This is a genomic window from Bradyrhizobium sp. LB8.2 (assembly GCF_040548035.1).
Classification (GTDB): Bacteria; Pseudomonadota; Alphaproteobacteria; order Rhizobiales; family Xanthobacteraceae; genus Bradyrhizobium.
In genome coordinates this window covers 322,149-347,549 of record NZ_JBEPQV010000004.1, presented here as the reverse complement: position 1 = coordinate 347,549, position 25,401 = coordinate 322,149, and the positions used below count along the sequence as shown (strand labels likewise).

General features: G+C 62.9%; 28 protein-coding genes and 3 pseudogenes. 12 read left to right on the top strand and 19 right to left on the bottom strand.

The genetic code is table 11. The features are described 5' to 3' along the window. Positions 1-159: 159 nt before the first annotated feature. The 5 genes and pseudogenes from ABIB06_RS08020 to ABIB06_RS08000 all read right to left on the bottom strand — a co-directional run. Positions 160-1,428, bottom strand: coding sequence for a CaiB/BaiF CoA transferase family protein (locus ABIB06_RS08020; protein ID WP_354045133.1), 1,269 nt, complete (start codon positions 1,426-1,428; stop codon positions 160-162). 292 nt (positions 1,429-1,720) lie between these two features. Then, positions 1,721-2,091 (bottom strand): annotated as a pseudogene (locus ABIB06_RS08015) (GNAT family N-acetyltransferase). A gap of 63 nt (positions 2,092-2,154) precedes the next feature. Then, entirely contained in the window at positions 2,155-2,454 is a 300-nt protein-coding gene (locus ABIB06_RS08010; protein WP_354045135.1) for a hypothetical protein, read from the bottom strand. Between the two features lie 152 nt (positions 2,455-2,606). Then, positions 2,607-2,771 (bottom strand): annotated as a pseudogene (locus tag ABIB06_RS08005) (RNA polymerase sigma factor); the annotation flags it as partial. After that, a pseudogene (locus ABIB06_RS08000) lies at positions 2,768-2,950 on the bottom strand (YciI family protein); the annotation flags it as partial. The pseudogenes ABIB06_RS08005 and ABIB06_RS08000, both read right to left, overlap by 4 nt. A gap of 209 nt (positions 2,951-3,159) precedes the next feature. On the opposite strand from ABIB06_RS08000, the gene ABIB06_RS07995 reads away from it, so the two are divergent. The 4 genes from ABIB06_RS07995 (at position 3,160) to ABIB06_RS07980 (ending at position 6,347) form a co-directional block, all read left to right on the top strand. Next, a complete protein-coding gene (locus ABIB06_RS07995; RefSeq protein WP_247350676.1) occupies positions 3,160-3,360 on the top strand; it encodes a hypothetical protein in 201 nt (66 codons plus the stop codon). 196 nt (positions 3,361-3,556) lie between these two features. Then, positions 3,557-5,131 carry an FAD-dependent monooxygenase gene (locus ABIB06_RS07990; protein ID WP_354045136.1) on the top strand — a complete coding sequence of 525 codons (1,575 nt, stop codon included), beginning with the start codon at positions 3,557-3,559 and terminating at the stop codon, positions 5,129-5,131. Between the two features lie 815 nt (positions 5,132-5,946). Then, positions 5,947-6,147 (top strand): hypothetical protein, encoded by a 201-nt coding sequence (locus ABIB06_RS07985; RefSeq protein WP_247350674.1) that lies wholly within the window; start codon positions 5,947-5,949, stop codon positions 6,145-6,147. Continuing rightward, a complete protein-coding gene (locus tag ABIB06_RS07980; RefSeq protein WP_247350673.1) occupies positions 6,144-6,347 on the top strand; it encodes a hypothetical protein in 204 nt (67 codons plus the stop codon). The genes ABIB06_RS07985 and ABIB06_RS07980 overlap by 4 nt, the downstream gene beginning before the upstream one ends. Here the strand turns inward: ABIB06_RS07980 and ABIB06_RS07975 are convergent. From ABIB06_RS07975 to ABIB06_RS07965, 3 genes are all read right to left on the bottom strand, one after another. After that, positions 6,341-6,610 carry a DUF6894 family protein gene (locus ABIB06_RS07975; RefSeq protein WP_354045137.1) on the bottom strand — a complete coding sequence of 90 codons (270 nt, stop codon included), beginning with the start codon at positions 6,608-6,610 and terminating at the stop codon, positions 6,341-6,343. The genes ABIB06_RS07980 and ABIB06_RS07975 overlap by 7 nt on opposite strands. 279 nt (positions 6,611-6,889) lie before the next feature. Next, the gene (locus ABIB06_RS07970) at positions 6,890-7,138 is read right to left on the bottom strand and encodes a hypothetical protein (protein WP_247350667.1); all 249 of its coding nucleotides are present in this window, start codon (positions 7,136-7,138) and stop codon (positions 6,890-6,892) included. A gap of 675 nt (positions 7,139-7,813) precedes the next feature. Next, entirely contained in the window at positions 7,814-7,990 is a 177-nt protein-coding gene (locus ABIB06_RS07965) for a hypothetical protein (RefSeq protein ID WP_354045138.1), read from the bottom strand. A gap of 119 nt (positions 7,991-8,109) precedes the next feature. Here ABIB06_RS07965 and ABIB06_RS07960 point away from each other — a divergent pair, with 119 nt between their 5' ends. Next, positions 8,110-8,523 carry a nuclear transport factor 2 family protein gene (locus ABIB06_RS07960; protein ID WP_354068674.1) on the top strand — a complete coding sequence of 138 codons (414 nt, stop codon included), beginning with the start codon at positions 8,110-8,112 and terminating at the stop codon, positions 8,521-8,523. A gap of 51 nt (positions 8,524-8,574) precedes the next feature. Here the strand turns inward: ABIB06_RS07960 and ABIB06_RS07955 are convergent, their stop codons facing one another. Both ABIB06_RS07955 and ABIB06_RS07950 read right to left on the bottom strand, forming a co-directional pair. Continuing rightward, entirely contained in the window at positions 8,575-8,748 is a 174-nt protein-coding gene (locus tag ABIB06_RS07955; RefSeq protein ID WP_354045141.1) for a hypothetical protein, read from the bottom strand. A gap of 70 nt (positions 8,749-8,818) precedes the next feature. After that, positions 8,819-9,088 (bottom strand): hypothetical protein, encoded by a 270-nt coding sequence (locus ABIB06_RS07950; protein ID WP_354045143.1) that lies wholly within the window; start codon positions 9,086-9,088, stop codon positions 8,819-8,821. Between the two features lie 247 nt (positions 9,089-9,335). Between ABIB06_RS07950 and ABIB06_RS07945 the strand changes: the two genes are divergently transcribed. The 3 genes from ABIB06_RS07945 to ABIB06_RS07935 all read left to right on the top strand — a co-directional run bounded on the left by ABIB06_RS07945 (position 9,336) and on the right by ABIB06_RS07935 (position 12,458). Continuing rightward, positions 9,336-9,521, top strand: a complete 186-nt coding sequence (locus tag ABIB06_RS07945) for a hypothetical protein (protein ID WP_211398252.1) — start codon at positions 9,336-9,338, stop codon at positions 9,519-9,521. A 282-nt stretch (positions 9,522-9,803) separates the two neighbouring features. Further along, positions 9,804-11,090, top strand: coding sequence for an NRAMP family divalent metal transporter (locus ABIB06_RS07940; RefSeq protein ID WP_354045145.1), 1,287 nt, complete (start codon positions 9,804-9,806; stop codon positions 11,088-11,090). Between the two features lie 153 nt (positions 11,091-11,243). Next, the gene (locus ABIB06_RS07935; protein WP_354045147.1) at positions 11,244-12,458 is read left to right on the top strand and encodes a mandelate racemase/muconate lactonizing enzyme family protein; all 1,215 of its coding nucleotides are present in this window, start codon (positions 11,244-11,246) and stop codon (positions 12,456-12,458) included. A gap of 6 nt (positions 12,459-12,464) precedes the next feature. Here the strand turns inward: ABIB06_RS07935 and ABIB06_RS07930 are convergent, their stop codons facing one another. The 4 genes from ABIB06_RS07930 to rocF form a co-directional block, all read right to left on the bottom strand. Continuing rightward, positions 12,465-12,761: a hypothetical protein gene (locus ABIB06_RS07930; RefSeq protein WP_247350657.1), complete on the bottom strand. Its 297-nt coding sequence runs from the start codon at positions 12,759-12,761 to the stop codon at positions 12,465-12,467. A 102-nt stretch (positions 12,762-12,863) separates the two neighbouring features. After that, on the bottom strand, positions 12,864-13,406 hold the full coding sequence (locus tag ABIB06_RS07925) for a c-type cytochrome (RefSeq protein ID WP_354045149.1): 543 nt from the start codon (positions 13,404-13,406) through the stop codon (positions 12,864-12,866). Then, a complete protein-coding gene (gene soxC / locus ABIB06_RS07920; RefSeq protein WP_354045151.1) occupies positions 13,393-14,664 on the bottom strand; it encodes a sulfite dehydrogenase in 1,272 nt (423 codons plus the stop codon). The genes ABIB06_RS07925 and soxC overlap by 14 nt, the downstream gene beginning before the upstream one ends. 161 nt (positions 14,665-14,825) lie before the next feature. Continuing rightward, positions 14,826-15,803 (bottom strand): arginase, encoded by a 978-nt coding sequence (rocF, locus tag ABIB06_RS07915; RefSeq protein WP_354045153.1) that lies wholly within the window; start codon positions 15,801-15,803, stop codon positions 14,826-14,828. A gap of 243 nt (positions 15,804-16,046) precedes the next feature. On the opposite strand from rocF, the gene ABIB06_RS07910 reads away from it, so the two are divergent. Then, a complete protein-coding gene (locus ABIB06_RS07910) occupies positions 16,047-16,331 on the top strand; it encodes a hypothetical protein (RefSeq protein WP_354045155.1) in 285 nt (94 codons plus the stop codon). Between the two features lie 12 nt (positions 16,332-16,343). Here ABIB06_RS07910 and ABIB06_RS07905 read toward each other — a convergent pair whose 3' ends face one another. Beyond that, positions 16,344-19,085 (bottom strand): EAL domain-containing protein, encoded by a 2,742-nt coding sequence (locus ABIB06_RS07905; protein ID WP_354045157.1) that lies wholly within the window; start codon positions 19,083-19,085, stop codon positions 16,344-16,346. A gap of 58 nt (positions 19,086-19,143) precedes the next feature. Beyond that, entirely contained in the window at positions 19,144-20,319 is a 1,176-nt protein-coding gene (locus tag ABIB06_RS07900) for a FecR family protein (protein ID WP_354045159.1), read from the bottom strand. Between the two features lie 129 nt (positions 20,320-20,448). Between ABIB06_RS07900 and ABIB06_RS07895 the strand changes: the two genes are divergently transcribed. Both ABIB06_RS07895 and ABIB06_RS07890 read left to right on the top strand, forming a co-directional pair. After that, positions 20,449-22,245 (top strand): ShlB/FhaC/HecB family hemolysin secretion/activation protein, encoded by a 1,797-nt coding sequence (locus ABIB06_RS07895; protein WP_354045161.1) that lies wholly within the window; start codon positions 20,449-20,451, stop codon positions 22,243-22,245. 152 nt (positions 22,246-22,397) lie between these two features. Next, positions 22,398-23,228: an alpha/beta hydrolase gene (locus ABIB06_RS07890; protein ID WP_247443850.1), complete on the top strand. Its 831-nt coding sequence runs from the start codon at positions 22,398-22,400 to the stop codon at positions 23,226-23,228. 349 nt (positions 23,229-23,577) lie between these two features. Here ABIB06_RS07890 and ABIB06_RS07885 read toward each other — a convergent pair whose 3' ends face one another. The 3 genes from ABIB06_RS07885 to ABIB06_RS07875 form a co-directional block, all read right to left on the bottom strand. Continuing rightward, positions 23,578-23,919, bottom strand: coding sequence for a phasin (locus tag ABIB06_RS07885; RefSeq protein WP_247348308.1), 342 nt, complete (start codon positions 23,917-23,919; stop codon positions 23,578-23,580). A gap of 141 nt (positions 23,920-24,060) precedes the next feature. Continuing rightward, positions 24,061-24,246, bottom strand: coding sequence for a hypothetical protein (locus ABIB06_RS07880; RefSeq protein ID WP_247348309.1), 186 nt, complete (start codon positions 24,244-24,246; stop codon positions 24,061-24,063). 317 nt (positions 24,247-24,563) lie between these two features. Continuing rightward, positions 24,564-24,824, bottom strand: a complete 261-nt coding sequence (locus ABIB06_RS07875; protein WP_354045164.1) for a hypothetical protein — start codon at positions 24,822-24,824, stop codon at positions 24,564-24,566. Between the two features lie 184 nt (positions 24,825-25,008). Here ABIB06_RS07875 and ABIB06_RS07870 point away from each other — a divergent pair, with 184 nt between their 5' ends. Then, the gene (locus tag ABIB06_RS07870) at positions 25,009-25,365 is read left to right on the top strand and encodes a hypothetical protein (protein WP_354045166.1); all 357 of its coding nucleotides are present in this window, start codon (positions 25,009-25,011) and stop codon (positions 25,363-25,365) included. The last annotated feature ends 36 nt before the right edge of the window (positions 25,366-25,401 follow it).

Below are 25,401 nucleotides of genomic sequence, written 5' to 3'. Positions count from 1 at the left end.
AGGCGAGACTTTTGCCAAATCAAGCCGAGGCGGCGCCCGCTGGGTATGGTCGCCCTGAACCCGGCCGCCCGGGAAGGATGCGATGTCGCGAAGGCGGTATTGCGACGCCGAGAACTGCGAACCGCGCCAGGCTTGGCCTGCAGGATCAGCCCCTCAGGCTCAAACCGACGCCGATGGCTTACCTGAGCCAAAGACACCCCTTTGGGTGAACTGCGATATTCGGCACTCATCATAACCGAGCGTATCACGTAAAACCTGCTCCGTGTGCTCGCCCAGCAGCGGAGCAGCCACAGGATCAACCGAACCGGTCAGGCTCATGGCAATAGGTGGCTCGATGTTCGGGACCCACTCTGCCGTACGATGCGGAATCCGGCTCAAGCGATGGCGCTCTCGCGCCTCCGGTGCATTGAACCCCTCCTCGACCGTCCGGAGATAGCCGACCGGGATATTGGCGAGCTTCATCTTCGCCATCCAGCTCTCGAGGGTATCGCTTGCAAAGACCTCCGCGATGGCTGCTCGCAAAAGCTCCTTGTTCTCAGAGCGGGCTTTGCGCGTTGCAAACTGCGGATCGGTTATGAGATCAGGCCTGTTCAGCACCTCGACGACCAGCCTGCGATAGAGCCGGTCGTTGGCACACGCGATGTAGAGCGGCCCATCGGAGGCCTCGTAGACGCCGACGGTGGGAGACCCGCTCGGCGAATTACCGAACCGCCCAGGGTTCTCGCCATTGATCAGATAAGCCATGCCGTAGAAGCTCGTCATGCCCATGGCGATGTCGAACAGGGCGACCTCGACATGCTGGCCGCGACCGAGCCGATCCCGCGCCAACAGCGCCAGCAGGATGGCGTTGCAGGCAGACATCCCCGTCGCTATGTCCACGATGGGCGGGCCGGTGCGAACCGCCGGTCCATCGGCAAATCCGTTAAGCGACATGAAGCCGCTTTCCGCCTGCGTGATCGGATCAAAACCGGGACGCGAGGCAAACGGTCCGGTGCGCCCGTAGGCGGAGATCGAGCAATACACCAGCCGCGGATTGAGCGGTGCAACAGCTTCATAATCGAGGCCAAATTTCTTCATGACCCCGCTGGAAAAGTTCTCGACGACGACGTCGGCCTTGCGAATCAGATCCAGCGCAATCTCACGAGCCTCCGGTACGGTCAGGTCGAGCGCGATGCCGCGCTTGTTGCGATTCAAGCTGAGATAGGCAGCACTCTCTCCACCGATCTCGGCGTGTTCATACGCACGCGTGTCGTCGCCACCGTCCGGATTCTCGATCTTGATGACGTGCGCGCCGAAATCGGCAAGCGTCTGCGTACAGGCCGGGCCGGCAACCACACGCGTAAAATCAACGACCAGTAGACCATCGAGTGCGGTCAGCCCTCCCGTCGTCCGCGGCGAACGTTCCGGCAGTTGTGGCTTGGTGGGCATCGATCGAGCTCCCTTACATCGGCTTGTGGTCGCCGAATTTCCTGCGAGAGCAAACTTAAAGCGCGCCACCGCTGACTTCGCAAGTGCTTCACCCGCATCGCTCGAATACGCAAAAGGGCCCGGCAGCTGTCAAGCTGCCGGGCCCTTGGAGTTTCGTCCTGCGCTTCATCTAGCGCGAACCATCTTACGTTGCGCGAATCACGTGTCGCACCGCGGGAAACCTGGCTCCATTCGCTCTGCGAAGCCGCTTTCGCCAGTAAAGCGTATGCGACCAAGCCCAGGGCACTTGGGGCTAAAAGAGCCGATAGCCCGCCCGGATGAAATTATTGGCAGACACCGGATTGTCCGTCGTATCCGAGACGATGCTGTCCCATCCAATACGCCGTCCCCTCGCCTCGATCACCTGCATCAGCCTGCACTGAAGATCACGTCCCCGATGCCGCTGCAACACACCGACCCTGGAGAAATAGCCGCCATTTCGAATGTGCGTTGAGGGCACGACACCGGCGAAGGCTACCGCCTCATCGCCGTGATAGGCAAGCACCACGCCCCTAACTCGAATTGTGGCAAGGCAGCCGCATCGAAGAACGTCAACTGATGCAGATCGGCCAATGTCTCGGCGATGTCGTCATCGGATGCATCGACAATGCGAATTCTGTACATGAGACGGTCCATTGGCGAAGAATGACGTGAGTGGAAGTGCAGCAATGTCGTCGCGGTTGAGGCTCACTTGCCGAGCACGACCTTGACGCCTAGCCAAACCGCACCCATCAGGCCGGTGGCGATCACTGTAATGACGGCCTTGAAGGTGTAGCTCTGCGCCTGCTCCACGCTCGTTCGCCATCGGCGTAGGTGCTGAAAATCAGCCCTTAGCTCCTTTCGGTCGTCATCCTCGATTCCAAAAGAGGCCAGCACCGATGCCACCTTCCTCAATACGATCGCATCGATACTCGCCTGCTGAAGCCTGTGTTGCTCGGCCAGCGTCTCGGCAACGATTGCCCTGATTTCATCATCTGGCATTTTCACCGCTTGATGATCCTTGCGACATTTTCGAAGCCGCGGTTAGCGAAGTAGAAGGACACAACCAGATTGGCTCCGGAGACCGCAGCGGCGCGAGCAAATGCCCAGCGCCGCGACCGGCACGTTCGCGCGTGCACGGCCAGCAATGGTTCGGACGACGGCGGCACGACGCCGCGGATGGTCTTGAGCGCGCGCAGGCAGGCGTTCTGGAAGGCCTCCTCGGCGGTGTCGAGATCGCGGAAATAGCGCAGCAGCGCGCCGACCGCCTGGGGGCGCGCCGAGGTCAGCGCGGTCTCGATCCAGGCGGTATCGGCCTCGCTCACGTCAGATTCCCTCCGGGCCTGAACACGCCGACCGGACGCACCTCATAGGCGCCGCCGGGATTGGCCGATCCGAGGTCGCGCGCAACATCGAGAGCCTCGTCGAGGTTCTTGCAATCGACGATGTAGAAGCCGAGCAACTGCTCCTTGGTCTCCGCATAGGGGCCGTCGAGCACCAACGGCGCGCCGATCGGCGCTCGAGGTTCGACGAGTGCGTGGCCGCAATGCGCCACCGCCGTCCGATCTCGAAATCAAGACAAAAAAACCCGCGGTGGATGTTTTCCGCGCGGGTGAACCAACTCGTCTCGATGATATCATGCCGGTGTGTTGCCCGACGTGTCAAACGAACGAATTCGCCAAGGCTGCGTTAGGCGATCAGGAGGACCGGCAGATGACACGCAACACTACGTCCCAACAGACGTCGCGAAATCTTCCAAGACAAAAGCCGCGCATCGACAAGGAGCGCAACACGCGAGAGGCCATCGTTGAAGACGCCGGCGAGACGGAGGACAAGGGCCGCGATCTCGTGCACGGCGACGGCGGCACCATCGACCTTCCCACCAAGCCCGGCGATTTGTCGAAGGATGACTAGGCCGCTCCCGCGGGCGGCACGCATCTCGATGATGCCATTCTGCCGGTGTTTTGCCCGATGTGTCAACGTGGCGAACGCGGAAGGGGGATTTCCTCTCCTACTCAGATATGTGGTGTGCAACGGGCTTGCTTCAAGCCCCCGGCCCTGCCGTAGAACCCTCGACCCGAACAATATCCAAACTCGAGGGGGTCACCACATGTCCGTATTGCATCCGACGTCCCGGCCGCACGGCCACACCACACCGGCCCGCGCCGGCGACGCGACCGACCACGCCGTGGTGATCGTCGGCGGTGGCCCGACCGGCTTGATGCTGGCCGCGGAGCTCGCGCTCGCGAATGTCGACGTCGCCGTGGTCGAACGGCGCGCCAACCAGGATCTATCAGGCACGCGCGCCGGCGGCTTGCACGCGCGCAGCATCGAGATCCTCGACCAGCGCGGCGTCGCGGATCGTTTCCTGCGCGAAGGACAGATCACCCAGCTCGCCGGCTTCGCCTGGACCACGCTCGACATCAGCGACCTTCCCGCCCGGCACGCTTACGGGCTCGCACTGCGGCAGAGCCATATCGAGCGCATCCTGGCCGGCTGGGTCGAAGAGCTCGCTGTGCCGATCTATCGAAACCTGGAGGTGACGGGCTTCGCGGAGGACGAGACCGGCATCGACCTGACGCTCTCCGACGGCGAGACCTTGCGCACAAACTATCTGGTCGGCTGTGACGGCGGCCGCAGCCTGGTGCGCAAGGCCGCCGGCATCGAGTTCGCCGGCTCCGATCCGACGCTGAGCAACCTCATGGCCGAGGTCGAAATGCGCCAAAAACCGGCTTGCGAGCCGGCCTGGGGCCTGCGCCACGATGCGCTCGGCTTTCACGGCCTCAGCAAGACCACGAGCGGACGCGTGCTGGTGGTCTTGACCGAAGCGACGCTCGACCGCACCGGAGAACCCGGCTTGCGCGATCTCAGCGAGGCCCTCGTCGCCGTGTACGGCACCGACTTCGGACTGCACAGCCCGTCCTGGATCTCCCGCTTCACCGATGCAGCACGGCAGGCCGTGTTCTATCGCAAGGGACGCGTGCTGCTCGCCGGCGATGCCGCGCATATCCATCATTCCGTCGGCGGACAAGGCCTCAACATCGGCGTGCAGGACGCGGTCAATCTCGGCTGGAAGCTCGCGCAGGCGGTCAAAGGCATATCCCCCGAAAGCCTGCTCGACACTTACAGTGCCGAGCGCCATCCCGTCGCCGCGCGCGTGCTACGCAACACCATGGCGCAAATCGCCCTGCTCCGCCGTGGCGAGGACGGCCTCAAGGCCGCGCGCGACATCGTGGCGGAGCTGCTCGCGATGGACGAGCCGCGCCAGCGTTTTGGCGCGATGATGAGCGGGCTCGACGTGCACTATGATCTGGGCAAAGGACATCCACTGCTCGGGCGCCGCATGCCCGATCTCGATCTCACGATCGACGGACGACCGCTGCGATTGTTCACGCTGCTACATGGCGCGCGGGGCTTGCTGCTCAATTTCAGCAAGACAGGCGGCCTCGACATCGCGCCCTGGGCAGATCGCATCGATCGCATTTACGCCGATTGCGACGGCCCGTGGCAGCTTCCGGCGATCGGACAAGTCGCAGCACCAGGCGCCGTGCTGGTGCGGCCCGACGGGCACGTGGCCTGGGTGGGAGATCAGCGCCAACACGAACTCGCTAACGCGCTGACGAGGTGGTTCGGACCGGCTGCGGCGTGGAAGGCAGATACGGGACTGGCGCACTTCCCGACGTGAAAACGCTGCCCGCATTCGACTCATTGACACGACTGAGACGGCGGACCTCTTCGGGAGCGACTACTCCCGCGGCGGAAGGGAGCAGTGGTTCTGGCGAGTATTGGGCAGGCATAGTGCCGGCCGGCGTGTCGGTCCAGTTTCCGAGGCGATCGACGAAGGAACCGGCGGAAACAGCCTCTTGATCAAGCTGTGCGTGCTCGGTCAGCGGCGATCCGGACATCGACGACGCGGAGCTACTGCTGGTCGTGGCGCCAGTCATGCCCCCGTCAATGAACGCGTTGTACGCAGGCGCTCCCGTTGAGAACACTCCTCTACTATCTGCGACGAGCTCCTTCGTCCCGGCGGCGCGCGACCACAGGCCGGCATCCATGTTCTCGATCGACCTCGACGACCTCTCCGGCGCCCCGGCCCGCCGCCTGCTGGCGCTGCACCTCGCCGGCGTGCATGCGTTCGCGACGGCAATGAGGTGGTCTGCGCGCTGACGGAGGTGGACGACGGTCGCGCGGAGGTGAAATCGATGCGCACTCATCGGCCGCCGCGTCGCTGCTGCCCGAGCCGATGCGTAGACGGTCCACCGCAGCTCGCATCCAAGTGAACATTAAAATCTCCCGCACCGCAAAATGAGTAAGCCACTCAAGCCGCTCAGACTAGCCGCGCGCACCCCGAAAGATTCTTCTAAACAAAATAGCAAATGACAAAGACGGTGCGAAACCGGCGGCCTAGGCTTGAGATATCACCGCGCCTCACTCGGCATCGATCGGCAACGACAACGCCGGGGTTGCGCTCCCGCCCTGCTCGCACGATGGACATGCGCCATGCTGACGCGCCGACGCTTCAAGCAGATCAAACCCCTCCATGAGCGACTCGCAGACGAAGCGACACGCCTTCGCGAGGAGGCGCGCACGCTCGCGCCGGGGCGCCGCCGCGAGATGCTGCTGCGCCGCGCGCGGCAGGACGAGACGGCCATTCGCATCGACGCCTGGCTGCATTCCCCGGGTCTGAGGGCTCCGACATGACACAGCAATATCGCGCCTACCTGGTCGGCGAAAACGGTGTCTTCCGCTCCGCCGAAGCTTTCGAGGCCACGTCGGATGCGACCGCGCTCATCTTCGCGCAGCAATTCACGCGGCACGGCAAGGTCGAGGTCTGGCAGCTCGGCCGCAAGATCGCCGTGCTCGAGCCCGAGCAGTCGGCGACATTGCTGACGCGTCAATGATCGCGTGATTCTGAAGCTGTCCTGAAGATCTCGATCGCGAACGAGAAGTTCACCTGCATCACGGGACCTGCGGCATCGCGAACGTCGATCGCCATCGTCTGCCTGCGGCCGGCGGGAGGCGCGGAGAGGATGGCGTCGCGCGCCATATCCGCGACCGACTTGGCGGCCTCCGCGTGAACGGAGCGAGGGCTTGCCAGCTCCAGCCCTTCCTCGTCGAGCGCTACACCGGTCTCGTCGCGCAGGTCGAAATAATATCGGGGCATTGCAGCATCCTTTGCCGTAATAGGTCCGAAGCGGACAAAGGGTTTCCGGCGGCACGAAAAAATCTGCGGGGAATCAACGAGTTCCAGGAACTCCAGCGTCCTGCCCGCCGATTCCGCGCCTGCGTCGCGGACGCCCAGGTGCTGCCGCCGACCCAGTAACCGCGCGGAAGCCGAGCGTGAAATTCGATGAAGACGCGAACGCGGCAGCATCAGTTGCCGCGTTCGTGCCCGGTCACTTCACGGGCGAAAGCGACAGGGACGAAATGACACTCGCCACCCTCACTCCTCCGCAAGCTTCCGCTCGATATAGGCATCCACCGTCTCGGCGAACGAGCGCTGCACGCCGACCGCGGCACCATGCTGGTCGAGCGCATCGCGCTGGAGCACGCGCAAGCCGCGCCCGCGCATGCACACCGGCGCCGTGTTCAGGTATGAATCGATAGCGCCTTGGGCGAGCGGGATGGCTTTCGGGTCGCCCCTTGCGATCAGAAGGCGCAAGAGGCTCTGGCATTCGGCCAAACCTGGCATGGGATCAGCGCCTCACGCCTGCTGCGATGTCGACTTCGGCCGCTTGACCGGCTGGGTGTGCGTGCCGAACAGCGCCAGCAGAAACGCGACTTCTTCCTTCGAGCCGACCTGGATCATGGTGATCTCCTTTTCGCCTGGTTGGTCGGGCGCCGCGGGCGGGGAGTTCAAGACTATCTGGTTTCAGCACTGTTTCAGGCGTGTTTCGTCGAGACGCGCCATGCCGCATTGGGCACGCAAACGGGCCGGAGCACGGCCCCGGCAGCTACGCGACAGCGAAAAACACGCCACCCGATTAGGAACAGCTTTAAGGGCCAAAGGGTTATTCGGGCGTCGGTCCGGATGAACGACCGACAACCTCCACGGCCTCAGCTCGGCCCGCCGCGCTGGGGCCGTTTCTTTCCACTCGCAGGTCAAAGCAGGCCAGAGGTTCAGCCGCTATGGAGGCAGCGTTGGCAGCCTGAAGGTGCCGACCGAGGCGGCCTTAGTTTTGATCTCGTCTGGGCTTCTCCCAGCATAGCTTGTTGCACCCGGAGCACCGAAAGATGGCAATCGCGCCGTCCGGTGAAGCAACCGCGTCAATGAACGTCATGGGTATGTTGCACGCAGCACAAATAGGCCGCTGCCTGGTGTCTCGGTTCGCCATTCCGCGCAACGCGGGAACGGCGGACGAGGTTTCTATTGTTCTGGAGGCTCAGGGTGCCAGATCTTCGGAACCTTTTGCTGAAGCAGTGTCGTTGACATTTCGATCTGCTCCCGCGAACGGCGCAGCAATTGTCGTGTCGTTTGGCTTGCGTCAAGCTGGTGCGTTTTCTGCACGTCGAGATACGCCTCGAATTCCTTGCTGATGAGCATGACAAGCTCCCGTCTTCCTGCTCCATTCGCAGCGTAGGTTATGAAACGATTTAGGACAGTCCAAAAGTGAACACGCGGAGGGAAGCTCGCCTGCAGCCACCCGGTGCGCTCTTGCCCTCTTGCGCAATCCGAACCCGCGCCTTTCACCTCACATTCATGACCCAGCCCTTAAACCACAGCCGAGAAAACGGCACGTAGGTAGGATCATGTCCTTTGACCCGATGGCCGCTGCGGTTGACTGGCTCGATGCCTACCGCGACGGCGATATCGAAACCATTCTGGCAATGTATGCTGACGACGCGGTCGTCCATTGCGGCTGCGGCGGCAAGAAAACGATCTCGGGCCGGCAAGGCTTGCGGGAGTATTGGGTCGATCGCATGAAGAACTACCCCGCATTCCGCCTGGACAACCTCCAGCCGACCGCGGACGCAACGATCATCTCATACGTTTCGCGCGATGGCATCGTGAGCGCGATCCTCACTTTCAATGCCTCTGGGAAGATCGCGGCGCTGAGCTGCGGGCCTTCAAACTAGCTGTTTTTCAGAGTCTGCGCTTCTGCGTGACCGCCGGCAGAACGGCCTCGCTCACACCCAGACTTCCTCGCGGCAACCGTCGCACCGGTAGATCAGGACCGGGCGATCGCGTTTCACGTCGAGGATTGAGGTCAGGTAGTGCGTGGACGTCTCGCATTTGGAGCACGACGGCCCCGGCTGATGATGACGGACTCTCAACGGCCCGGCTTGCTGGTCCTTGCTCATCTCCCCCTCGCTGGCGAACTGAGCTCCTAAGTCCCAAAGTGACCGTTTGTTCCCTGGCGCGGTAGCGCTTCTAATTCATGGGCGCGCCCAGACGTCCCATGATCGCGCGCTGATCCTCGGCGTAGTCCTGAACGACTTGGTGGGATTCCTGCCGTCGCCGTTCGTCCAGGGTCGGGACGGTGCAGATGCGCGCGGCGCGGCGCGCCAGTTCATCGTAATTTTCCGCCACCTTGCGCAGCACTTCCCGCGTCTCGGCGTACTCGCAATTGTCCGCCTTGGTGCGGAATTCTTCCGCCCGCATTCGCCAGTACCGCGGAGGGTGCATCCTTTCGGCGCCCATGGGCCACTCCTAGGTTGGGTCCAGCCAATTCCTGTTCGTTAATGGACCGCGCGTCCAGATGTTCCCGTCCCGAATCAAACGTAGACAGCGCAGCAAACTGCAACCAATGGCGGCAACGTCTCGCGGGACTGATCGACTTTAGTTCAAATGCAGCAAGGCACATTCGGCAGGATGCAATTCGTTCGCGCCATGCTGGAACGTGTCCCTTGCGAAAGACGCAATCGGGAAAGCTTCGGAGAGATCGTCGATGTATTACGTCGCCGCTGCATTGCTGGTGCTGTCGGGACTGTTCTATTCCGCAAGCCATCACGAGATCGGCTCGTTCGGCGTCACCATGTGCACCTATGGGAGCGCGTTCTGCGACAATCCGCTGATCGTCTTTTCCGGCGCCGCGCTGGCCGGCGCCTGGGGCATGTTCGTCAGCATCAAATAGTCCCGAAGCGTACTCGCTCAGGGGACAAACACCTCGCTGCTCTCCATGCGCACGTTGCGACGCGCGACAGCCGTCCGTGGTCGCCGGTTGCGCTACGGATGCGGGCAAAAGCGCGCACCGAGTGTTCTTCGATGATGCACTTATACAGGTGTTCTGCCCGACGAGTCAAAAGTCGATTAGCTTTAACAGAAATGAGCGAGAAGCCCGCTCATGCGCCGCTCGGAACCTTGTTCCCTCATTAGCATTTGCTAAGGACGCCCCCCGACCGAGGTCCCTCCTGCCATGACCGACAGTGCCCTCACTCCCCCGAAATCGGCGCCGACGCTGTTGCAAAGGCTCGGGCCGGGTCTCGTCACCGGGGCGGCCGACGACGATCCGTCCGGCATCGCCACCTATTCGCAGGCCGGCGCGCAATTCGGCTATGGCTTGCTCTGGACGGTGTTTCTCACCACACCGTTCATGATCGCCATCCAACTCGTCAGCGCCCGGATCGGCCGCGTCACCGGCAAGGGGCTGGCCGCCAACGTGATGCAGATCGCGCCGCGCTGGGCGGTGCTGACGCTCGTCGCCATGCTCGTCGCCGCCAACACCTTCAACATCGCCGCCGACATCGCCGCGATGGCTGAGGCGCTCTCGCTGGTGATCGGCGGCCTCAACCACGAGCACGCGCTGATCTTCGCGGCGGGCTCGACCCTGCTGCAGGTGTTTCTGCCCTATCGGCGCTATTCGCCGGTGCTGAAATTCCTCACTTTGGCGCTGTTCGCCTATGTCGCGACGGCCTTCACCGTGAATATCCCGTGGAGCACGGCGCTGCTCGCGGCGGTGTGGCCGAAGGCCAATGTCAGCACCGACTACCTCATGATGGTGGTCGCCGTGCTCGGCACCACCATCAGCCCCTATCTGTTCTTCTGGCAGGCTTCGCAGGAGGTCGAAGAGATGAATCAGGGCAAGCGCGACAAGCCGCTTCGCGCACTGAAGCGCGGCGGCAATCCCGAACTCGCGCGCATCAGGGTCGACACCCTCGCCGGCATGCTGCTCTCCAACGGCATCGCCTTCTTCATCATCCTAACCACCGCGTCGGTCCTGCACGCACATGGCGTCACCAACATCAACTCGGCGACCCAGGCCGCCGAAGCGCTGCGGCCGCTCGCCGGCGACTTCACCTTCGCCTTGTTCGCGACCGGCATCATCGGCACGGGCCTGCTCGCAATTCCGGTGCTGGCGGGTTCGGCCGCTTACGGCGTGGCGGAGATCTTCGGCTGGCGCGCGACGCTGGAGGCCAAGCCGGACGAGGCGGTCGGCTTCTACACCATCATCGCCGCGGCGACCATTATGGGCTTCGGGCTCGGCTTCACCGGGATCGGCTCAATTCAAATGCTGGTGTGGAGCGCCGTGCTCAACGGCATCGTCGCCGTTCCGATCATGGCGATGATGATGCTGATCGTCTCGAGCAAGGCGATCATGGGCCGCTTCAAGGCCCGGTCATGGCTCGTCGTACTGGGCTGGCTCGGCACCGCGTTGATGGCGCTGGCCGTGCTTGCTCTGCTCGGCTCTTCCGCGATCGGCTGACTAACCTTGCGACAATGGCCGTAAAACGTCTAGGGCCAGGCCCGCTGCGGGCTTCACGCCGATCCGTGGTTGGCCTAACAATTGCGACCAGGGCCGGGGCTTGCGACCGGGCCTCAAGAAAAAGCAAAGCCCGGCCGGGCGACGGGGAGCGACATGACCAAATCATCAAAAGCAACAAGTCTCGAAATTCTCGCCTGCGATGCCGGTTGGAGAAACTACCACTTCGTCAAGCTGACGACCGAAGACGGTATCGTCGGCTGGAGCGAGTTCGACGAGTGCTTCGGCTCGCCCGGCGTCGGCGCTGCGATCCAGCGCCTCTCCGCCCGCGTCATCGGGCAAAACGTTTTCCGGCACGAGCGAATCTACGCCGAGCTGTTCGCGGCCACACGTCCCGCCGCCGGCGGCGTGGTGGCGCAGGCGCTCGGCGCGATCGAGAACGCACTGCTCGATGCCAAGGCGAAGTGTCTCGGCGTGCCCTGCTACGAACTGCTCGGCGGCAAGATCCGCGACCGCGTCAGGGTCTATTGGTCGCATTGCGCGACATGGCGGATCAATCATCCGTCCTGGTACAAGCCGCCGATCGAGAACCTCGACGGCGTCAAGGCAATGGGACGCGAGGTGCGCGAGAAGAAGTTCACCGCGCTCAAGACCAACATCTTTTCCTACGACGACGGCAAGCCGACCGGTTGGCGGCCGGGATTCGGCTCTCCCTTCGCCCCCGAGATCAACGTCGACCGCAAAATCCTGCGCAACCTGCGCATGCATCTGGAAGCGATCCGCGACGGTGCAGGCCCCGACGTCGACATCCTGCTCGACTGCAACTTCAACGCCAAGACCGAGGGCTATCTGAAGATCCTGCGTACCATCGCGGACCTCGACATGTTCTGGATCGAGATCGACAGCTTCAACCCGGAAGCGCTCGGTTACATCCGCAGGCAAAGCCCGCATCCGATCTCGTCCTGCGAGACGCTATTGGGCCTGCGGGAATTCCTGCCCTATTTCCACGAGCAGGCGATGGACGTCGCGATCATCGACACGCCCTGGAACGGCGTCTGGCAGTCGATGAAAATCGCAGCCGCCGCGGAAGCGTTCGAAGTCAACGTCGCACCGCATAATTTCTACGGCCATCTCTGCTCGATGATGAATGCGCATTTCTGCGCCGCGGTGCCGAACCTGCGCATCATGGAGATCGACATCGATCGCTTGGCATGGGACCGCGAGCTGTTCACGCATGAGCCGGAGATTGCGAACGGGCATCTGGTTATTCCAGACCGGCCCGGCTGGGGCACCGAGCCGAACGAGGAAGCCCTTCGCGCGCATCCGCCAAAGGCCAGCGGCGGGCTCCTCAACTACGGTCGCAAGGATTGAGGCCGACTACGGCGTCACGGGGTTGATGGTCGGGGACGTGTTCGGCCCCGGCCGCTCCGGCTCGATCGGCGACTTCTGTTCGGTCGGGAGCACTGCCGCACCAGCGGCGCGCGCAGCTTCTCCCGTGGTCGCATACATCGCGACGTGAGCCGGCTGCGTCTTGGCGCGATTCCACGGCCCATGATCGACGATGAGCATCGCAGCAATCGTCACGCCGGCCACAATCAACGCAATCACGCCGGGATGGCGAAGCGCTGACAACATGGAGTTTGCGAAGCGATCAGTTGCCATCGTATGACCCATATTTTTTCCTCTCGCAGGTTAATTCAATGACGTCCCGCGAGTTCCACCATTCGCATAAGCAAGTTCCGAGCCACCGCGTGGAACCTGATCGCGACAAGGCCATCACTTTTTCACATCAGGCCGGGCATCGTCAACGAACCTGTCGCGGTTCGGCATGTTGACGGCCGCAAGCGATTTTGCATCGAGCGCCGCATCGGCTGCCACCAGCCCGTTCAGGTTCAGGATATAGGCGGACACCGCATAGACGTCCTCGTCACTCAGCGACTGCGGCGCGTTCTGCGGCATGGCGCGACGGATGTAGTCGAACAGCGTCGGCGCATAAGGCCAATAGCTGCCGACCGTTCGGATAGGCTTAGGAGTCCCGATCGTGCCCTGCCCTCCGACGAGCCGATCACCCAGTCCGCCCTCGCCTTGGTCGCCATGGCATGAAGCACATTGCTGGGCGAACACCTCGCGCCCGTGGCTGACTGAGCCACTTCCCTTCGGCAGATTGCTGCCGTCGCGCCCGATATCGATATTCCAGCCTGCGATCTCCGCAGCCGTCGCCGGGTGCCCGATGCCGTACAGGCTTTGCGCCTGCGCTTCGCTTGCAAAGACAGAGACCACGATTGCAACGGCGATGCTGCAAATCTCACGCCAGCGCATTGGTCACCTCACCGTCAGCCGCGATGCGCCAGGGCCAGATCGCATTGTTGTGGTAGAAATAGTTCTCGCCGCGCACCGCGAGCAGCTCGGACAGCATCGGCTGCACATAGCCGGTCTCATCGATGGCCCGGCTCTGGATCACGGCAGGTTTGCCGTCCCATCGCCACGGCAGACGGAAGCGCGTGAGAGCGCGCGTCAGCACCGGCTCCTGCAATCGCGCGTCCTGCCAGCTCTTGCCGTTATCGACGGATATCTCGACGCGCGCGATCTTGCCATGCCCGCTCCAGGCGATGCCGGTGATCTCGTGGAAGCCGGGCGCGTTCAGACGCTGGCCGCCCGAGGGCCGCGTGATGATCGACTTCGCCTCCATGAAGAACGAAAATTCACGTGCGGTGCCGTCCGGCAGGAGGTCGGTGTATTTCGAGGTCTCCTCGCGCGAATAGACCGGCTCCGCCGTCACATGCAGGCGGCGCAGCCACTTCACGCTCATATTGCCCTCGAAGCCAGGCAGGAACAGCCGCAGCGGATAGCCCTGCTGCGGACGTAGCCGCTCCCCGTTCTGGCTGTAAACCAACATTGCGTCCTCGAGGCATTTCTCGATCGGGATGCTGCGGGTCAGCGCAGCGGCGTCGGCGCCCTCGGCGACGACCCATTTGGCTTCCGGCTTCAACCCGGCCTCCTGGAGCACCAGCTTGAGACTGACGCCGGTCCATTCCGCACAACTCACCAGACCCACAAGGTCCGACGCTGTCTTGCCGTAAGGCTTGCTGTAGCCGGGATTGCCGGAGCATTCGAGAAAATGGACGCGCGATTCCGACGGGAAACGCCTGAGATCGTCCATTGTGAAGATCAGCGGACGCTCGACCAGCCCGTGCAGCATCAACCGGTGCTGAGCCGGATCGATGGTCGGAACGCCGCCATGATGCCGCTCGTAGAACAGTCCGTTCGGCGTGATGATGCCATCGAGCTCCTGCAATGGAGTCCGGCCGGAGGCCGATATGTACTGCTTAAGAGTCTTCGAGATGTTCTTGACGACGCCCTTCTCGAACGGTGACGGCGCGCCATAGGGCTGGCTTCCCATCGGTTCGCCCGGCGCCTTCATCCATTCGGGAATGTTGGGTGGAAGGTTGTCGGTCTCGGCGGCAGCCGATGCACCGGCGCCCATGACGGTGCCGCCCGCCACCGCAGCGCTGCCGCGCAGAAAGAGGCGGCGAGTCGTACCTGCGGATTTCTCGTCGGCGTCGAACGTGCTGCTCATTTGCGGATCCTCGGCTGAAGCGCCACCCGCATGAAACATTCTGCGACGTGCATTTGCAATTCGCAGCTGTTTCAAAAATAGGCGATTTCGACCTCGACTGATCTAAATAGCGCGGCGGCGACGGCAGTTCCCTTCTTCGCAACGCACAAACGGCTCGTGCGTCACTCACCCGGCGCGATTGCATTGCTTGGTGTCGGCCGGTCGGCGATCTGCTGGCCGAACAGGCTGCCGATCAGTTCAACCGCGGTCCGCGCGGTGCGGCCACGTTCGTCGAGGAACGGGTTGAGCTCGACGATGTCGACTGATCCGACCGCGCCGGAATCGTGCAGAAGCTCCATGATCAGATGCGCCTCACGATAGGTCGCTCCGCCCGGCACCGTCGTGCCGACACCCGGCGCGACGCAGGGGTCGAGAAAATCGACGTCGAAGCTGACATGCAGCACGCCGTTGCCGGCCCTGACGCGCTCGATGACGCGGCGGATCAGCACGGCGACGCCGAACTCGTCGATCTGTCGCATGTCGACAACCCTGATCCGGCGCGCGCGCATCAACTCCTTTTCGAGCTTGTCGATTGAGCGCGCGCCGAACAGGTCGAGCCTGTCGGGATCGATCGAGGCGCGCGGATCATCGCCGAGCAATCCGTCGAGGCCGGGTTCGCCGCACAGGAACGCTGCCGACATGCCGTGCATGTTGGCGGTAATCGTCGTCTCCGGCGTGTTGTAGTCGGCATGGGCATCGAGCCAGAGCACGAACAGCTCGCGTCCGCGCTCCTGCCAGTGACGGGCCATGGCGTTCACCGATCCCATCGACAAGGTGTGATCGCCTCCCAGGAAAATCGGCAGCGCACCGGTGTTCGCGATCTCGTAGCCTTTGCGGCTCAGCACGCGCGTCCAGCGCTGAATTTCGCGGTAGTGATTGGCTTTGTCGGGAGGCCTGTCCGCGAGGTCCCGGAGCTCGGCCACCGAGAGATCGCCGTAATCAGCGACGTCGAAATCCAGGCTTTCGAGCAGTGTCGCAAGGCCGGCGGTGCGGAGCGCCGCAGGACCCATCAGGGTGCCGCGTTGCGAAGCTCCCATGTCGATGGGAGCGCCCAGCAAGGCGATGCGCCGGGCTCGATCCGTCGGGGTCCGATCGGTCACAGCCGTCTCCTGAGATCAGCAAGATTGCACCAGCCTAACAGAGATTCGCACCCGTCGTTTCACGGGGAAGGTCCGCGTAGCGGCGTATCGACTCGGAACAAAACCCCGCGCGCCGAATTGCTCATCCACGGCCGGTACCCGCCGTAAAAACCACGGCGCCTGTCGCGGATAGCCAAAGGTCGTTTGACCCGCTGTTCAGAACGAGCGCTCGCGCGGATAGCCAAAGGTACCGGCCTCCGTCACATGATCAGCCTGGAGGTCGCGCGCTTGAGCACCGAGATTCCGCAGTCCACTTCCCATCCCGGCATGGCCGAGCGCGCCATCGATGCCGCGACGGACGTATCCCGCACCGTCGGTGAAGTCGCAGGCGGCTTGCATGCAGCTGTCGACCGCATGACCTCCGCAATCGATGAAGCGCGAAAGCCCGGACGGCCTCTCGCCACCGTCGCGGCAATCACGCGCGAAGCGCCGCTTGCGAGCCTGTTTGTTGCTTTCCTGTTCGGGGTCGCGGTGGCGCGTCGGCGCTAGAGCAGGGCCCGTTCAGGCGGCGTTGACGGCAGCGCACTCGACCGCGAGGAATTGCCGCTCGAATGCTTCCGCCGGCATCGGGCGGCCGAAGAAATAGCCCTGCCCTTCCTCGCATCCCATGCTCACCAGAAAATCGGCCGTAGCGCGATTCTCGATGCCTTCAGCTACGACCGTGAGTCCGAGTTGCTTGCTGAGGCCGATGGTCGACCCGACGATCGCGGCATCATCGGAATCCGCGAGCAGATCGAGCACGAACGACCTGTCGATCTTGAGCCCGTCGAGCGGAAATTTCTTCAGATAGCTCAGGCTCGCATAGCCAGTGCCGAAATCGTCGAACAGGACGCGGACGCCGAGCTGCTGGATGCGCTTGAACATGTCGAGCACGCGGCTTTCGTCGTGGAGCAGGATGTCCTCTGTGACCTCGATCTCGAGCAGCGACGGCGTGAGCCCCGTTGCGTCCAGAAGCGTCGCGACCGAATGCGCGAGATCGCCGGAGTGAAGCTGCGAGGGCGACAGGTTGATCGCGACGCGCACGCTGTTGCCGGACAGCTCCCAGGCGCGCGCCTGCCGGCAGGCGGTCTCCATGACCCCATTCGCGATCCGCTCGGATAGCGCCGAGGTGTTGACCACCGGCATGAACTCCCCGGGCGAAACGTAGCCGCGCACGGGATGCCGCCAACGGATCAGCGCTTCGGCCCCGATCAGGCTGGCGTCGATCAGGTGAACCTGAGGCTGGTAGAACAGCTCGAACTCGCCGCGATCCACGGCAAGCGCCAATTCACTCTCCAGCGTCAGCCGATTCTCCAGCTCCTGCCTGATCGCGCTCTCGAAGATCACATGGCCGCCCCGCCGCGTCAGCTTTGCCTTGCTCAGCGCGAGATGGCCATTGCTCAGGAGATCGTCCGCGTTGTGCCCGCCTTCCGGATAGACGGCGACGCCGATGCTGATCCTGACGCGATGCTGCCGTGTGCCAGTCGCAAGCGGTGCTTCGAATGCGCGCGCGATTCGCTCGGCGAACTCTGCGATCGGCTCGCCGCCATCAGAGCCTTCACGCGCAATGGCGAATTCGTCTCCGCTAAGCCGGGCAACGATAGCGCCATCCCCCGCCTGGCCCTTCAGGCGAATAGCGACCGCCTGCAGCACGAGATCTCCGGCGGAATGACCCAGCATGTCATTGATGCTCTGGAAACCGTCGAGCCCGATCACGAGCAACGCGACCTCGCAAGAGCGCTGCCCCGCGTCCGCGATCATGTCGACCAGTCCGGCATGCAGCGTGTTGCGGTTGGCAAGACCGGTCAGCGCGTCGTATTCGGCGAGATATCTGACGCGTTCGGCCTCGCGCTTGCGGAGCGAGATGTCGCGCAAGATGGCTCCGTACTGGAAACCGTCCGTTCCCTGCCAGCCCGAGAAGCTCGCCTCGACCGGGAAAGTGTCACCGTTCTTGCGCCGCCCTTCGAATTCGACGACGACCGCCCCGCCGGGCACGAGGAGCGCCTGGCGTGCGGCGTTGCGCATGGACGGCCTCGCGTCATCGTCCACCGGCACGGCGCAGAGCGTTTCAAACGGGCGGCCGATGATCTCGGCGGGCATATAGCCGAAGATCGCACTGGCGCCGGGATTCCACACCGTGATCAGTTGATCTTCGTCCGTGCAGACGAGGCCATCGCCGAGCGACATCGCGATCCGATGAAAGCGGCTTTCGGCGATGCGTCCCAGGAGACTACGGAAGTCGATTTCGTCCAGTGCGATCGCCGCCAGATAAGCGACAATCGCGATGTGGCACAGCGATGTGTCGATGATGAAGGGCCATCTTGCCTGCACGAGGATAGCGACCAGCTCGAAGGCCGCTCCGGCTGAGATCAAGATTGCGACGCGAACTCCCGGCGCGAAGCGGCGCCACGAATACATCATCAGCAGGCAGATCGCACTGAGGCCCAGGATCATGCCGATATCGGAGGTCCGGCGCACCATCCGGTTCTGGAGGATCGATTCTGCTGCCAGCGCCTGGAGGACGGGTCCCGAGACGATGCGCCCGTTAGGAACGCTGAACCGATCGCCGAGTTCGAGCGCCGTCGCACCAACGATGATTTTTTTATCTCTCAGCTTGTCGAGAGTGGCGGTATCGCCGCGGAGCACGTCGACATAGGAGACAGTCAGAATGGAAGCGCTTCGAATACCGAAATCGATCAGGAAAGGCGGCCGCCGATTGGCGTCATGCCCGGCCAGCACGACGGCCATCGACGGCATCAAGGCATCGCCGAGCTTCTCGCCGAACGGATAACGGCGCACGAGCCCGTCGGATTCGACCGCGACATTGACGACGGCGGGCCACGACTGGTTGCTGAACGGCTTCAGAGGCCGATTGATGTGAGCCCCGCCGCCATTCGGCGTCGGCTGCTTGAAGGACGGCAGGATCGTCGAGCCGCCGACTTCACGAAGCGCAGTGACCAACGCCTCGTCAGAGGCCGGATCAGATGGCGTGCTGAAATCGATGTCGAAGGCAACGTCCTGCGCCCCCGCCGCCTCGAGCCTGTGCAACAATTCCGCATGCAGCCGACGCGGCCAAGGCCATACCCCGATCTGGTCGATCGAGGGCGCGTCGATGGCGACCACGACGACGTTGCCGCTGGCGGCACGCGATTGCCATGCGAACCGCAGATCGGTCAGCGCGTTGCGAAGCGCACCGTGCCACCCCGTGGACAGCACCACCGCGAGTGCGGTCACGACAAGAATATGCGGCCGATAGCGTTTCACCCGATCCTCCTACACACCCGCTTCGGCGGGTGCGCCCCTCATCCCCTAGGAAATCGCCTCAGTGCTTGTTATGGCCGTAGGCATTGCCGTGACCATTGCTGCCATTGCCGTTACCGGTGGCGCCGTTGTTGCCGTTGCTTCCGTTTCCTGGACTTCCACCGGACACATTATCCGGCGGCCCAGCGGTGGTCGCAACGGTCGTCGCGCTTGCCGACGCCGATGTGGCACTGGCTGCGGATGAACTGCTGCTCACGCTGACTGCCGTTGTGTTGGAGCTATTGGCGGCTGCGGTCGTCGTGCTCGCCTTCGTATCACTCCAGACCGTCTCGGTACCGGCGCTGGCGCTGGCGTTCGCGTTGCGCACCTGCCCGGGAGCGACAGCGCCGTGGGCGAGTCCGTGCGTGACCTTGTGGACGTTCAGCTTGACCTCGCCGAGCGAAGTCGAGATGCGCACGACGCCAGCCTTGGGCGCGTGAACTCCGGCCGCCTGATGCGATTGCTTAGCTGCGCCGGCCGCCTTGGTGCCCTTGTCGAGCGGACCGCGCGCATGAATCGCATGGCCATTCGCTGCGTTGCGCGGAGCCGACAGGCCCGATTTCGGCACGGGGACGCGCTCGATCGTCGAGGCGCGCGGCTTGCCGTGCTCGATCGGATTGAAGGTGCCGGCACCGCTCAGGCTGATACCGGGCTTGCCGTGCTCGAAGGCGGTAGCCGCTTGTCCCGGCATGACCTGAGCGATCTGTCCTGTCTTGAAGTCGGAGACCTCGACTTGGCCGCGAAGCACGCCGACCTTGGTGCTGCCCGCATTCACAGTGACGCTGAACTGCGTTCCCTTGACCACGGCGGCGAGATAGGGCGTCTCGACCTCGAAATGCTTGACATTGCGCTTCTCGACCTCGAGCAGGATCGAACCTGCCTGCTGGATGATGGTGGTCGAGAGGCCCTCCTTCTTCTCGGCCGGCAAGCCGACCACCGAGTTGGGAGAGATCAGTATCGTTTCCTCGCCGCGGACGAGCAGCACGCGCCCGTTACGTCCGGTGCGAATGGTGTCGCCGGGCTTGAGCGCCTCCTGTTGGTTCAACGAAACCTGCTGAGCGCCGTTGGTGGCGACCCAGACGTCGCCGGTGGCCTTGCCGACCGACCAGACGCCATCGTCCGCGGCGGAGGCGCCGGAGGCCGTTCCCAGGATCAGCGCAGCCACCAAGGCGCACCGCATTCCAATTTTGACCAGCATGACGATCCTCAGTCCGCGTTACAGCCAGTCCTGGGGGGTATCCGAAATCACTCAAAATAGAATTAGCGGGAAGCGGCGAGCGGAGCGGTCGCGTTAACGATTCATTGACCATAAAAACTATGAAAAATCATGTGGCTAACGACCTCTTACCGCCTTAGGGGCACTTCTCCGTCAAACTACGGGAACAGGCTTGTTGCGCGCGTTGAGAAGCAGCATCTCCTTACCGCGCTAGCGCTGTTGGTACCGATTTTTGCGGGAGTTGCTCAGGCTTTCGCACAACAGGCGAGCCAGCCGGGTTTCGATCCGCGCCAACCTGAGAAATACTTTGAAAACCAAACCGAGCGGGAATCGCTGAGCCGTCCTCCGGTCAGGCTACCAACAGTCGGCCAGCCCAACACGGGCGGCGATACCAAGCCTCAGTTCGTGCTGCGCGGCGTGAACGTCAGCGGAGCCCAGGCCGTTTCCCCCGATCGCATCGCCGCGGTCTACCAGCCCTATGTCGGCAAGAAGGTTTCGCAGGCGGATCTCGCCGCGATCGCCGGCGCGATCAGCGATCTCTACCGCGCCGATGGATTTCACCTGAGCCGGGCGATCGTGCCGCCGCAGGACATTGCCGACGGACGTGTCCGGATCCAGGTGGTCGAAGGCGCCATCGTGCAGGCCGAGCTGAAAGGCGATGGCGCCGAGCAGTTCGGCGTGAGGCCGATGCTCGGGCCAATCCTGGCCGAGCAGCCCTCGCGCCTGGCAACGCTCGAACGCCAACTCTTCCTCGTCAACGGCAGGCCGGGCGTCCGCATCACCGATACCGCGCTGGAGGAGATCGGCGGTTCGACCGGCCGCTTTCGCCTCACCGTCTATTTGAAGACCTGGCACGTCTTCTCGTCGCTCGGTCTGGACAATCTCGGCTCGTCGTCAGTGGGCCCGTGGCAGACCTACGCGACCGGCGCGTTCAACTCCTACCTCACGCCCGGCGACACGCTGGCGGTCAACCTGTCGACCATTGCCAACGACCCCCGTGAGCTCGGCTTCGCACGACTGTCCTATGACGCGCCCGTCGGCGTCGACGGTGTGCGTCTCGGCGCCTCCGTCCTGTACAGCGCGGTGCGGCCGGGCGATGCCCGCCGCCTCGACAGCGACATCACCACGACCGAAGCTTTCGAGGTGCGGGCAAGCACTGTGCCCTTCCTGTCGCAAGCGTCGGGGCTGACGCTTACCGTGGCCGGGACATTCAGCAACGTATCCGAGCATGATCTTTATGGGCCTTGGTACAGCGACCACATCAGGACCGCGAGCCTGACCGCCGATTACCGGCTCCAGGATTATTTCGGCGGCACCAATTTCGCGACGCTGACCTATCGCCAGGGCCTCGACATCTTCGGTGCCTCGCATTTCGACGACGATCTGTTGTCGCGCGATGGCGCGGCATCGAACTTCTCGGTGCTGAACCTCTGGTTCACGCGCTACCAGACGCTCAACGACGCCTGGTCACTCAAGCTCTCCGCTGCGAACCAGACGGCGTCGCGGCCGCTGTTCACCTCGCAGCAATTCTATCTCGGCGGCGCTGCCTTCGGCCGCGGCTATGGCGCAGCCGAGATCAGCGGCGACAACGGTCTTGCCGGTTCACTCGAACTGCGCTTCGACCAGAAGCTCAATTTCCGCTACTGGACCGGCTATCAGCTCTATGCTTTTGGCGATGCTGGCGCAGTCTGGAACGACGGTTACCGCCTGAGCGACGGCCTGTCGTTGACCTCGGCCGGAGCTGGCGTGCGGTTCTTCCTGCCGGACGATTTCCAGGCCGATCTCGGCGTGGCGGTCCCCTTGAGCTACCGGGCGCCAGACAACGAGCGCCGCAGCCCGCGCTTCCTGTTCACTCTGTCGAGCGCGTTCCGGCTCTGCCCCGAACGCAGCAGGGACGGCTACCTCTAGCCGCACGACCCTCGTTGCCGCTGCCTTGATGCGGCCCTTTTGCGGCGTTCCTCACAGACTGTCCTAAATTTAATCCCGTAACCTGCTCACGATCGCTCGATCCGGCAGTTCACAATGGCCATGTTCAGTGAAAAGTGATTTGAGACGGAACCATGAAAAGGGTGTTTGCAGTTCTGGCGTTTCTCTGTGTCCTCGGCGTCGGCCAGTACTTCGTCGTCAGCCGGTTCGCGATCCGCCACGAGGTTTTGGCCCTGTTCGACGCCGCCCGCCAGCGGCCGATCGCGGTTGAAATCGCGGTGCGGCGCGATTACGAGACCAAGGCCAATCTCGGTCTCTGGAAGCTGCCGCTCGCCATCATCAGCAACGGCAATACCGTAAAGGCCACCGAGTATTCCTTTCTCGCCAACGTGCTCGCCGCCCGCGGTTATCTTGTCGCCAGCATCCAGCAGGACCTACCGAGCGATCCGCCGCTGATGACCCGGGTCGGCCAGGAATATGTCGGCCGGCGCGAGGTCTATATCCGCTGCGAGACCAACATCCTCTTCACCTTGGCTGAGTTGAAGAGGCGGCAGGAGAACGCCGACTTCGACCACATCACCCTCGTCGGACATTCGAACGGTGGCGACGTTTCGATGTATGTCGCTCATCAGCACCCGGAGTTGGTGTCGAAAGTGATCACGCTGGACAATCTGCGGGTGCCTTTCGTGCTCAGCGACAACATGAAGATCCTGTCGTTCCGCTCGAAGGATCCGCATTTCCAGACCGACCCGGGCGTGCTGCCGACGCCGGAAGAGGCCAAGGCGCTCGGCATCGACATTATCCACACCGGCGCACAGCATACCGAGATGAGCGACCGCGGTCCCGATGCGGTCAAGGAGAAAATCCAGGCGACGCTCGACCGCTTCCTGCGCGACAGCGCCAGCAGTGCGCTCGCGCCTGCCGATACGAAAAGTCCGATGATCATGAACCCCGGCGACTATTAGCCTGGCACCTTTGCGGCAGGTCAAGGCTGCCCCGGGCCGGGCACGATAGAAAGGGCCTCGCCATCTCGGAGAGGCACGTGTCGCACTCCATCAAAGCCTTGACACGAAAAATCTCGATACCACAAGCTTTGCCCTGCCCGTGGCAAGGACGCCGAGATTCGCGCGGCATCTCTATCGTTCGGCCCGCAGGCTGCTGCTGTCGGTCATTGCCCGCATCGGCCTCTCGCAATTTCCGGGTTCGTGTTGCGGAATGAGCACGGCGTTGCAAACTAACGCGTGCCCTAAAATGCAAATCGCTGCCGGAGGACCGGCAGGGATCAGCAGAGGATGATGGAGTCACACACCGAGATCAGGACTTGTCCTTTCCCGGTTGCATGAGACTGCCGGTCATCTGGCGCATGTGATCTCCGGCGCTGGTGAACTGGCTGCGCAGGAAATCCGATTGGATTCGCATCGCCTCCTGAAGGTCGGTGGCATGAACGAGCTTGCGAGCATGCTCGAACGCCGACTTCATGTTCTGCTCGGTGAAAGCGAGCGCCTGCTTCGACACCTCCGCCCCCGCGCCCGGAACGGTCGTCATCGATTTGGTGGCGGCTTCGAAAAACATGCCGAATGCCTTTTCCGCCTGGTCAATCGTCTTCTCCGCCAGGTCGCGCAGTTCGGCCGGAACTTCGATCTTCGGTTCGATCATGGTCGCACTCCTCCCTTTTTCAAACTGAATACCACATTTGCCGGATCGCCTTCCAGCGTCCAGCCCGGGGCAAACCTCGCCCGGCGACCGGTTCTGGCAGGAAAACGAAGGGCAAGGCGGAAGGCCGGCGCGCAGCCCGGCTTAGGACAGGGGGTGTTCGGAAACAGTTTCTTCGGTGGCGAGGTCTTCGACGAGCTTGATGACCTCGAAACGCTGCCGTGGCGCCAGCTTCAGAAACGCGCGGAGCAGACGCAGGCTTTCGACGGTGCCGCCTGCAGGCGCGCCGAGCTTGAGGTGCAGTTCAGCGGCGAAATTGAGGTTTTTCATCTCGCACCTATAACAAGCATCGGCTTTCGTGATCCGACATCGAGGTCCCAACTGAGAACCGAACGCCATAACCGAACGCATAACTGGATACCATGGCGACGGCGAGCTTTCGGCCGGAGCGGACCCTCGCGTGTTAGCACGCTGAGCTACATGTCCGAACGTTCGGGCTCAACCGAGCAGGTTGCACTTATGCCAAGGAACAACTCCTCCGGCAAGCCCAACAGTTGGCGTAGCAATGCTTCGTCTGCATCGCGCTACAGCAATTCCGGATAACAGGAATATGGCCCCCCGTCACCCACCTGCGTCAAGAAGCGGCATCAATTCGGCATACTGTCTCGATCGCTGACCTTGTCCTGCGGCTTGGACGAGGTCCTGATATCTCTCGCCTTGAAGGCAGCCTCTTTTCCCATCAGCCGCGCCTGCCCGGTGCTGTCAGGCTTGCGTTGCGGATCGGCCCATGGCGCGACGGCGGCGGCAGTCAATGTCCAGTTGCCTATATAGAACGGATCGGCAGCCACAGCGACGTCTGCTGCCCCAAGCGACATGAGAAGGCAAACTGCGCCGGAGAATTTCATCATACCCGCCGCCTCGAGCTGTCAGACTCGGACGCGGCTCTTCATTCGGGCCGTATTTGGTTGCTGGCCATGAACCGTTCTTGAGGAGCGAACGACAAAGCGGATGCGAAACAGTCACGCAGATCACGGGCGCCATAGCCGACGGACTGATCGATTCGGGCGCGCCCCAGCACCTAAGGACGACGGCATGCTTTCTCGCTGCGATTTCATCAAAGGCGCCGCGGTCGCGCTTCTCACCCTCTCGATACAAGGCGCATGGGCGCAGGAGACCAGGATGAACCTGTTCAAGGTCGTCACCATCAAGGACGAAATCGTCGTCGGATTGTCGGCGGAGGAGCTTCAAGCGCTCGGCGGCAATGATGCCAGCGCGATTGCGCATGCTCTTGCGCAGAAGGGCGATCTCACCGTGTGGCAATACAATGTGCATCGCGGTCCGAGCGGAGAATTGCAGCAGGCGCCGACCGCCAAGATCGGGCTTTTGGCCAACGCCTCGCTCCGCGTCGAGCCCTATACCACGCCCTACCAGATCCTGCCGCATCCCTAAGCAGCAGACTGGCACACCGGCGGCCGAGGCCGCAGG

Excerpts from the sequence above, each read along its gene's own strand:
- ABIB06_RS07980 (WP_247350673.1), top strand. The coding sequence starts at position 6,144 with ATGACACAGCAATATCGCGCCTACCTGGTCGGCGAAAACGGTGTCTTC.
- ABIB06_RS07975 (WP_354045137.1), bottom strand. The coding sequence starts at position 6,610 with ATGCCCCGATATTATTTCGACCTGCGCGACGAGACCGGTGTAGCGCTC.
- ABIB06_RS07875 (WP_354045164.1), bottom strand. The coding sequence starts at position 24,824 with ATGATGAAATTCTCCGGCGCAGTTTGCCTTCTCATGTCGCTTGGGGCA.
- ABIB06_RS07995 (WP_247350676.1), top strand. The coding sequence starts at position 3,160 with ATGACACGCAACACTACGTCCCAACAGACGTCGCGAAATCTTCCAAGA.
- ABIB06_RS07925 (WP_354045149.1), bottom strand. The coding sequence starts at position 13,406 with ATGCGCTGGCGTGAGATTTGCAGCATCGCCGTTGCAATCGTGGTCTCT.
- soxC (WP_354045151.1), bottom strand. The coding sequence starts at position 14,664 with ATGAGCAGCACGTTCGACGCCGACGAGAAATCCGCAGGTACGACTCGC.
- ABIB06_RS07890 (WP_247443850.1), top strand. The coding sequence starts at position 22,398 with ATGAAAAGGGTGTTTGCAGTTCTGGCGTTTCTCTGTGTCCTCGGCGTC.
- ABIB06_RS07885 (WP_247348308.1), bottom strand. The coding sequence starts at position 23,919 with ATGATCGAACCGAAGATCGAAGTTCCGGCCGAACTGCGCGACCTGGCG.
- ABIB06_RS07870 (WP_354045166.1), top strand. The coding sequence starts at position 25,009 with ATGCTTTCTCGCTGCGATTTCATCAAAGGCGCCGCGGTCGCGCTTCTC.
- ABIB06_RS07930 (WP_247350657.1), bottom strand. The coding sequence starts at position 12,761 with ATGGGTCATACGATGGCAACTGATCGCTTCGCAAACTCCATGTTGTCA.
- ABIB06_RS07985 (WP_247350674.1), top strand. The coding sequence starts at position 5,947 with ATGCTGACGCGCCGACGCTTCAAGCAGATCAAACCCCTCCATGAGCGA.
- ABIB06_RS07935 (WP_354045147.1), top strand. The coding sequence starts at position 11,244 with ATGACCAAATCATCAAAAGCAACAAGTCTCGAAATTCTCGCCTGCGAT.
- ABIB06_RS07880 (WP_247348309.1), bottom strand. The coding sequence starts at position 24,246 with ATGAAAAACCTCAATTTCGCCGCTGAACTGCACCTCAAGCTCGGCGCG.
- ABIB06_RS07990 (WP_354045136.1), top strand. The coding sequence starts at position 3,557 with ATGTCCGTATTGCATCCGACGTCCCGGCCGCACGGCCACACCACACCG.
- ABIB06_RS07950 (WP_354045143.1), bottom strand. The coding sequence starts at position 9,088 with ATGGGCGCCGAAAGGATGCACCCTCCGCGGTACTGGCGAATGCGGGCG.
- ABIB06_RS07895 (WP_354045161.1), top strand. The coding sequence starts at position 20,449 with ATGTGGCTAACGACCTCTTACCGCCTTAGGGGCACTTCTCCGTCAAAC.
- ABIB06_RS07945 (WP_211398252.1), top strand. The coding sequence starts at position 9,336 with ATGTATTACGTCGCCGCTGCATTGCTGGTGCTGTCGGGACTGTTCTAT.
- ABIB06_RS07965 (WP_354045138.1), bottom strand. The coding sequence starts at position 7,990 with ATGCTCATCAGCAAGGAATTCGAGGCGTATCTCGACGTGCAGAAAACG.
- ABIB06_RS07955 (WP_354045141.1), bottom strand. The coding sequence starts at position 8,748 with ATGAGCAAGGACCAGCAAGCCGGGCCGTTGAGAGTCCGTCATCATCAG.
- ABIB06_RS07940 (WP_354045145.1), top strand. The coding sequence starts at position 9,804 with ATGACCGACAGTGCCCTCACTCCCCCGAAATCGGCGCCGACGCTGTTG.
- ABIB06_RS07910 (WP_354045155.1), top strand. The coding sequence starts at position 16,047 with ATGATCAGCCTGGAGGTCGCGCGCTTGAGCACCGAGATTCCGCAGTCC.
- ABIB06_RS08020 (WP_354045133.1), bottom strand. The coding sequence starts at position 1,428 with ATGCCCACCAAGCCACAACTGCCGGAACGTTCGCCGCGGACGACGGGA.
- ABIB06_RS07970 (WP_247350667.1), bottom strand. The coding sequence starts at position 7,138 with ATGCCAGGTTTGGCCGAATGCCAGAGCCTCTTGCGCCTTCTGATCGCA.
- ABIB06_RS07900 (WP_354045159.1), bottom strand. The coding sequence starts at position 20,319 with ATGCTGGTCAAAATTGGAATGCGGTGCGCCTTGGTGGCTGCGCTGATC.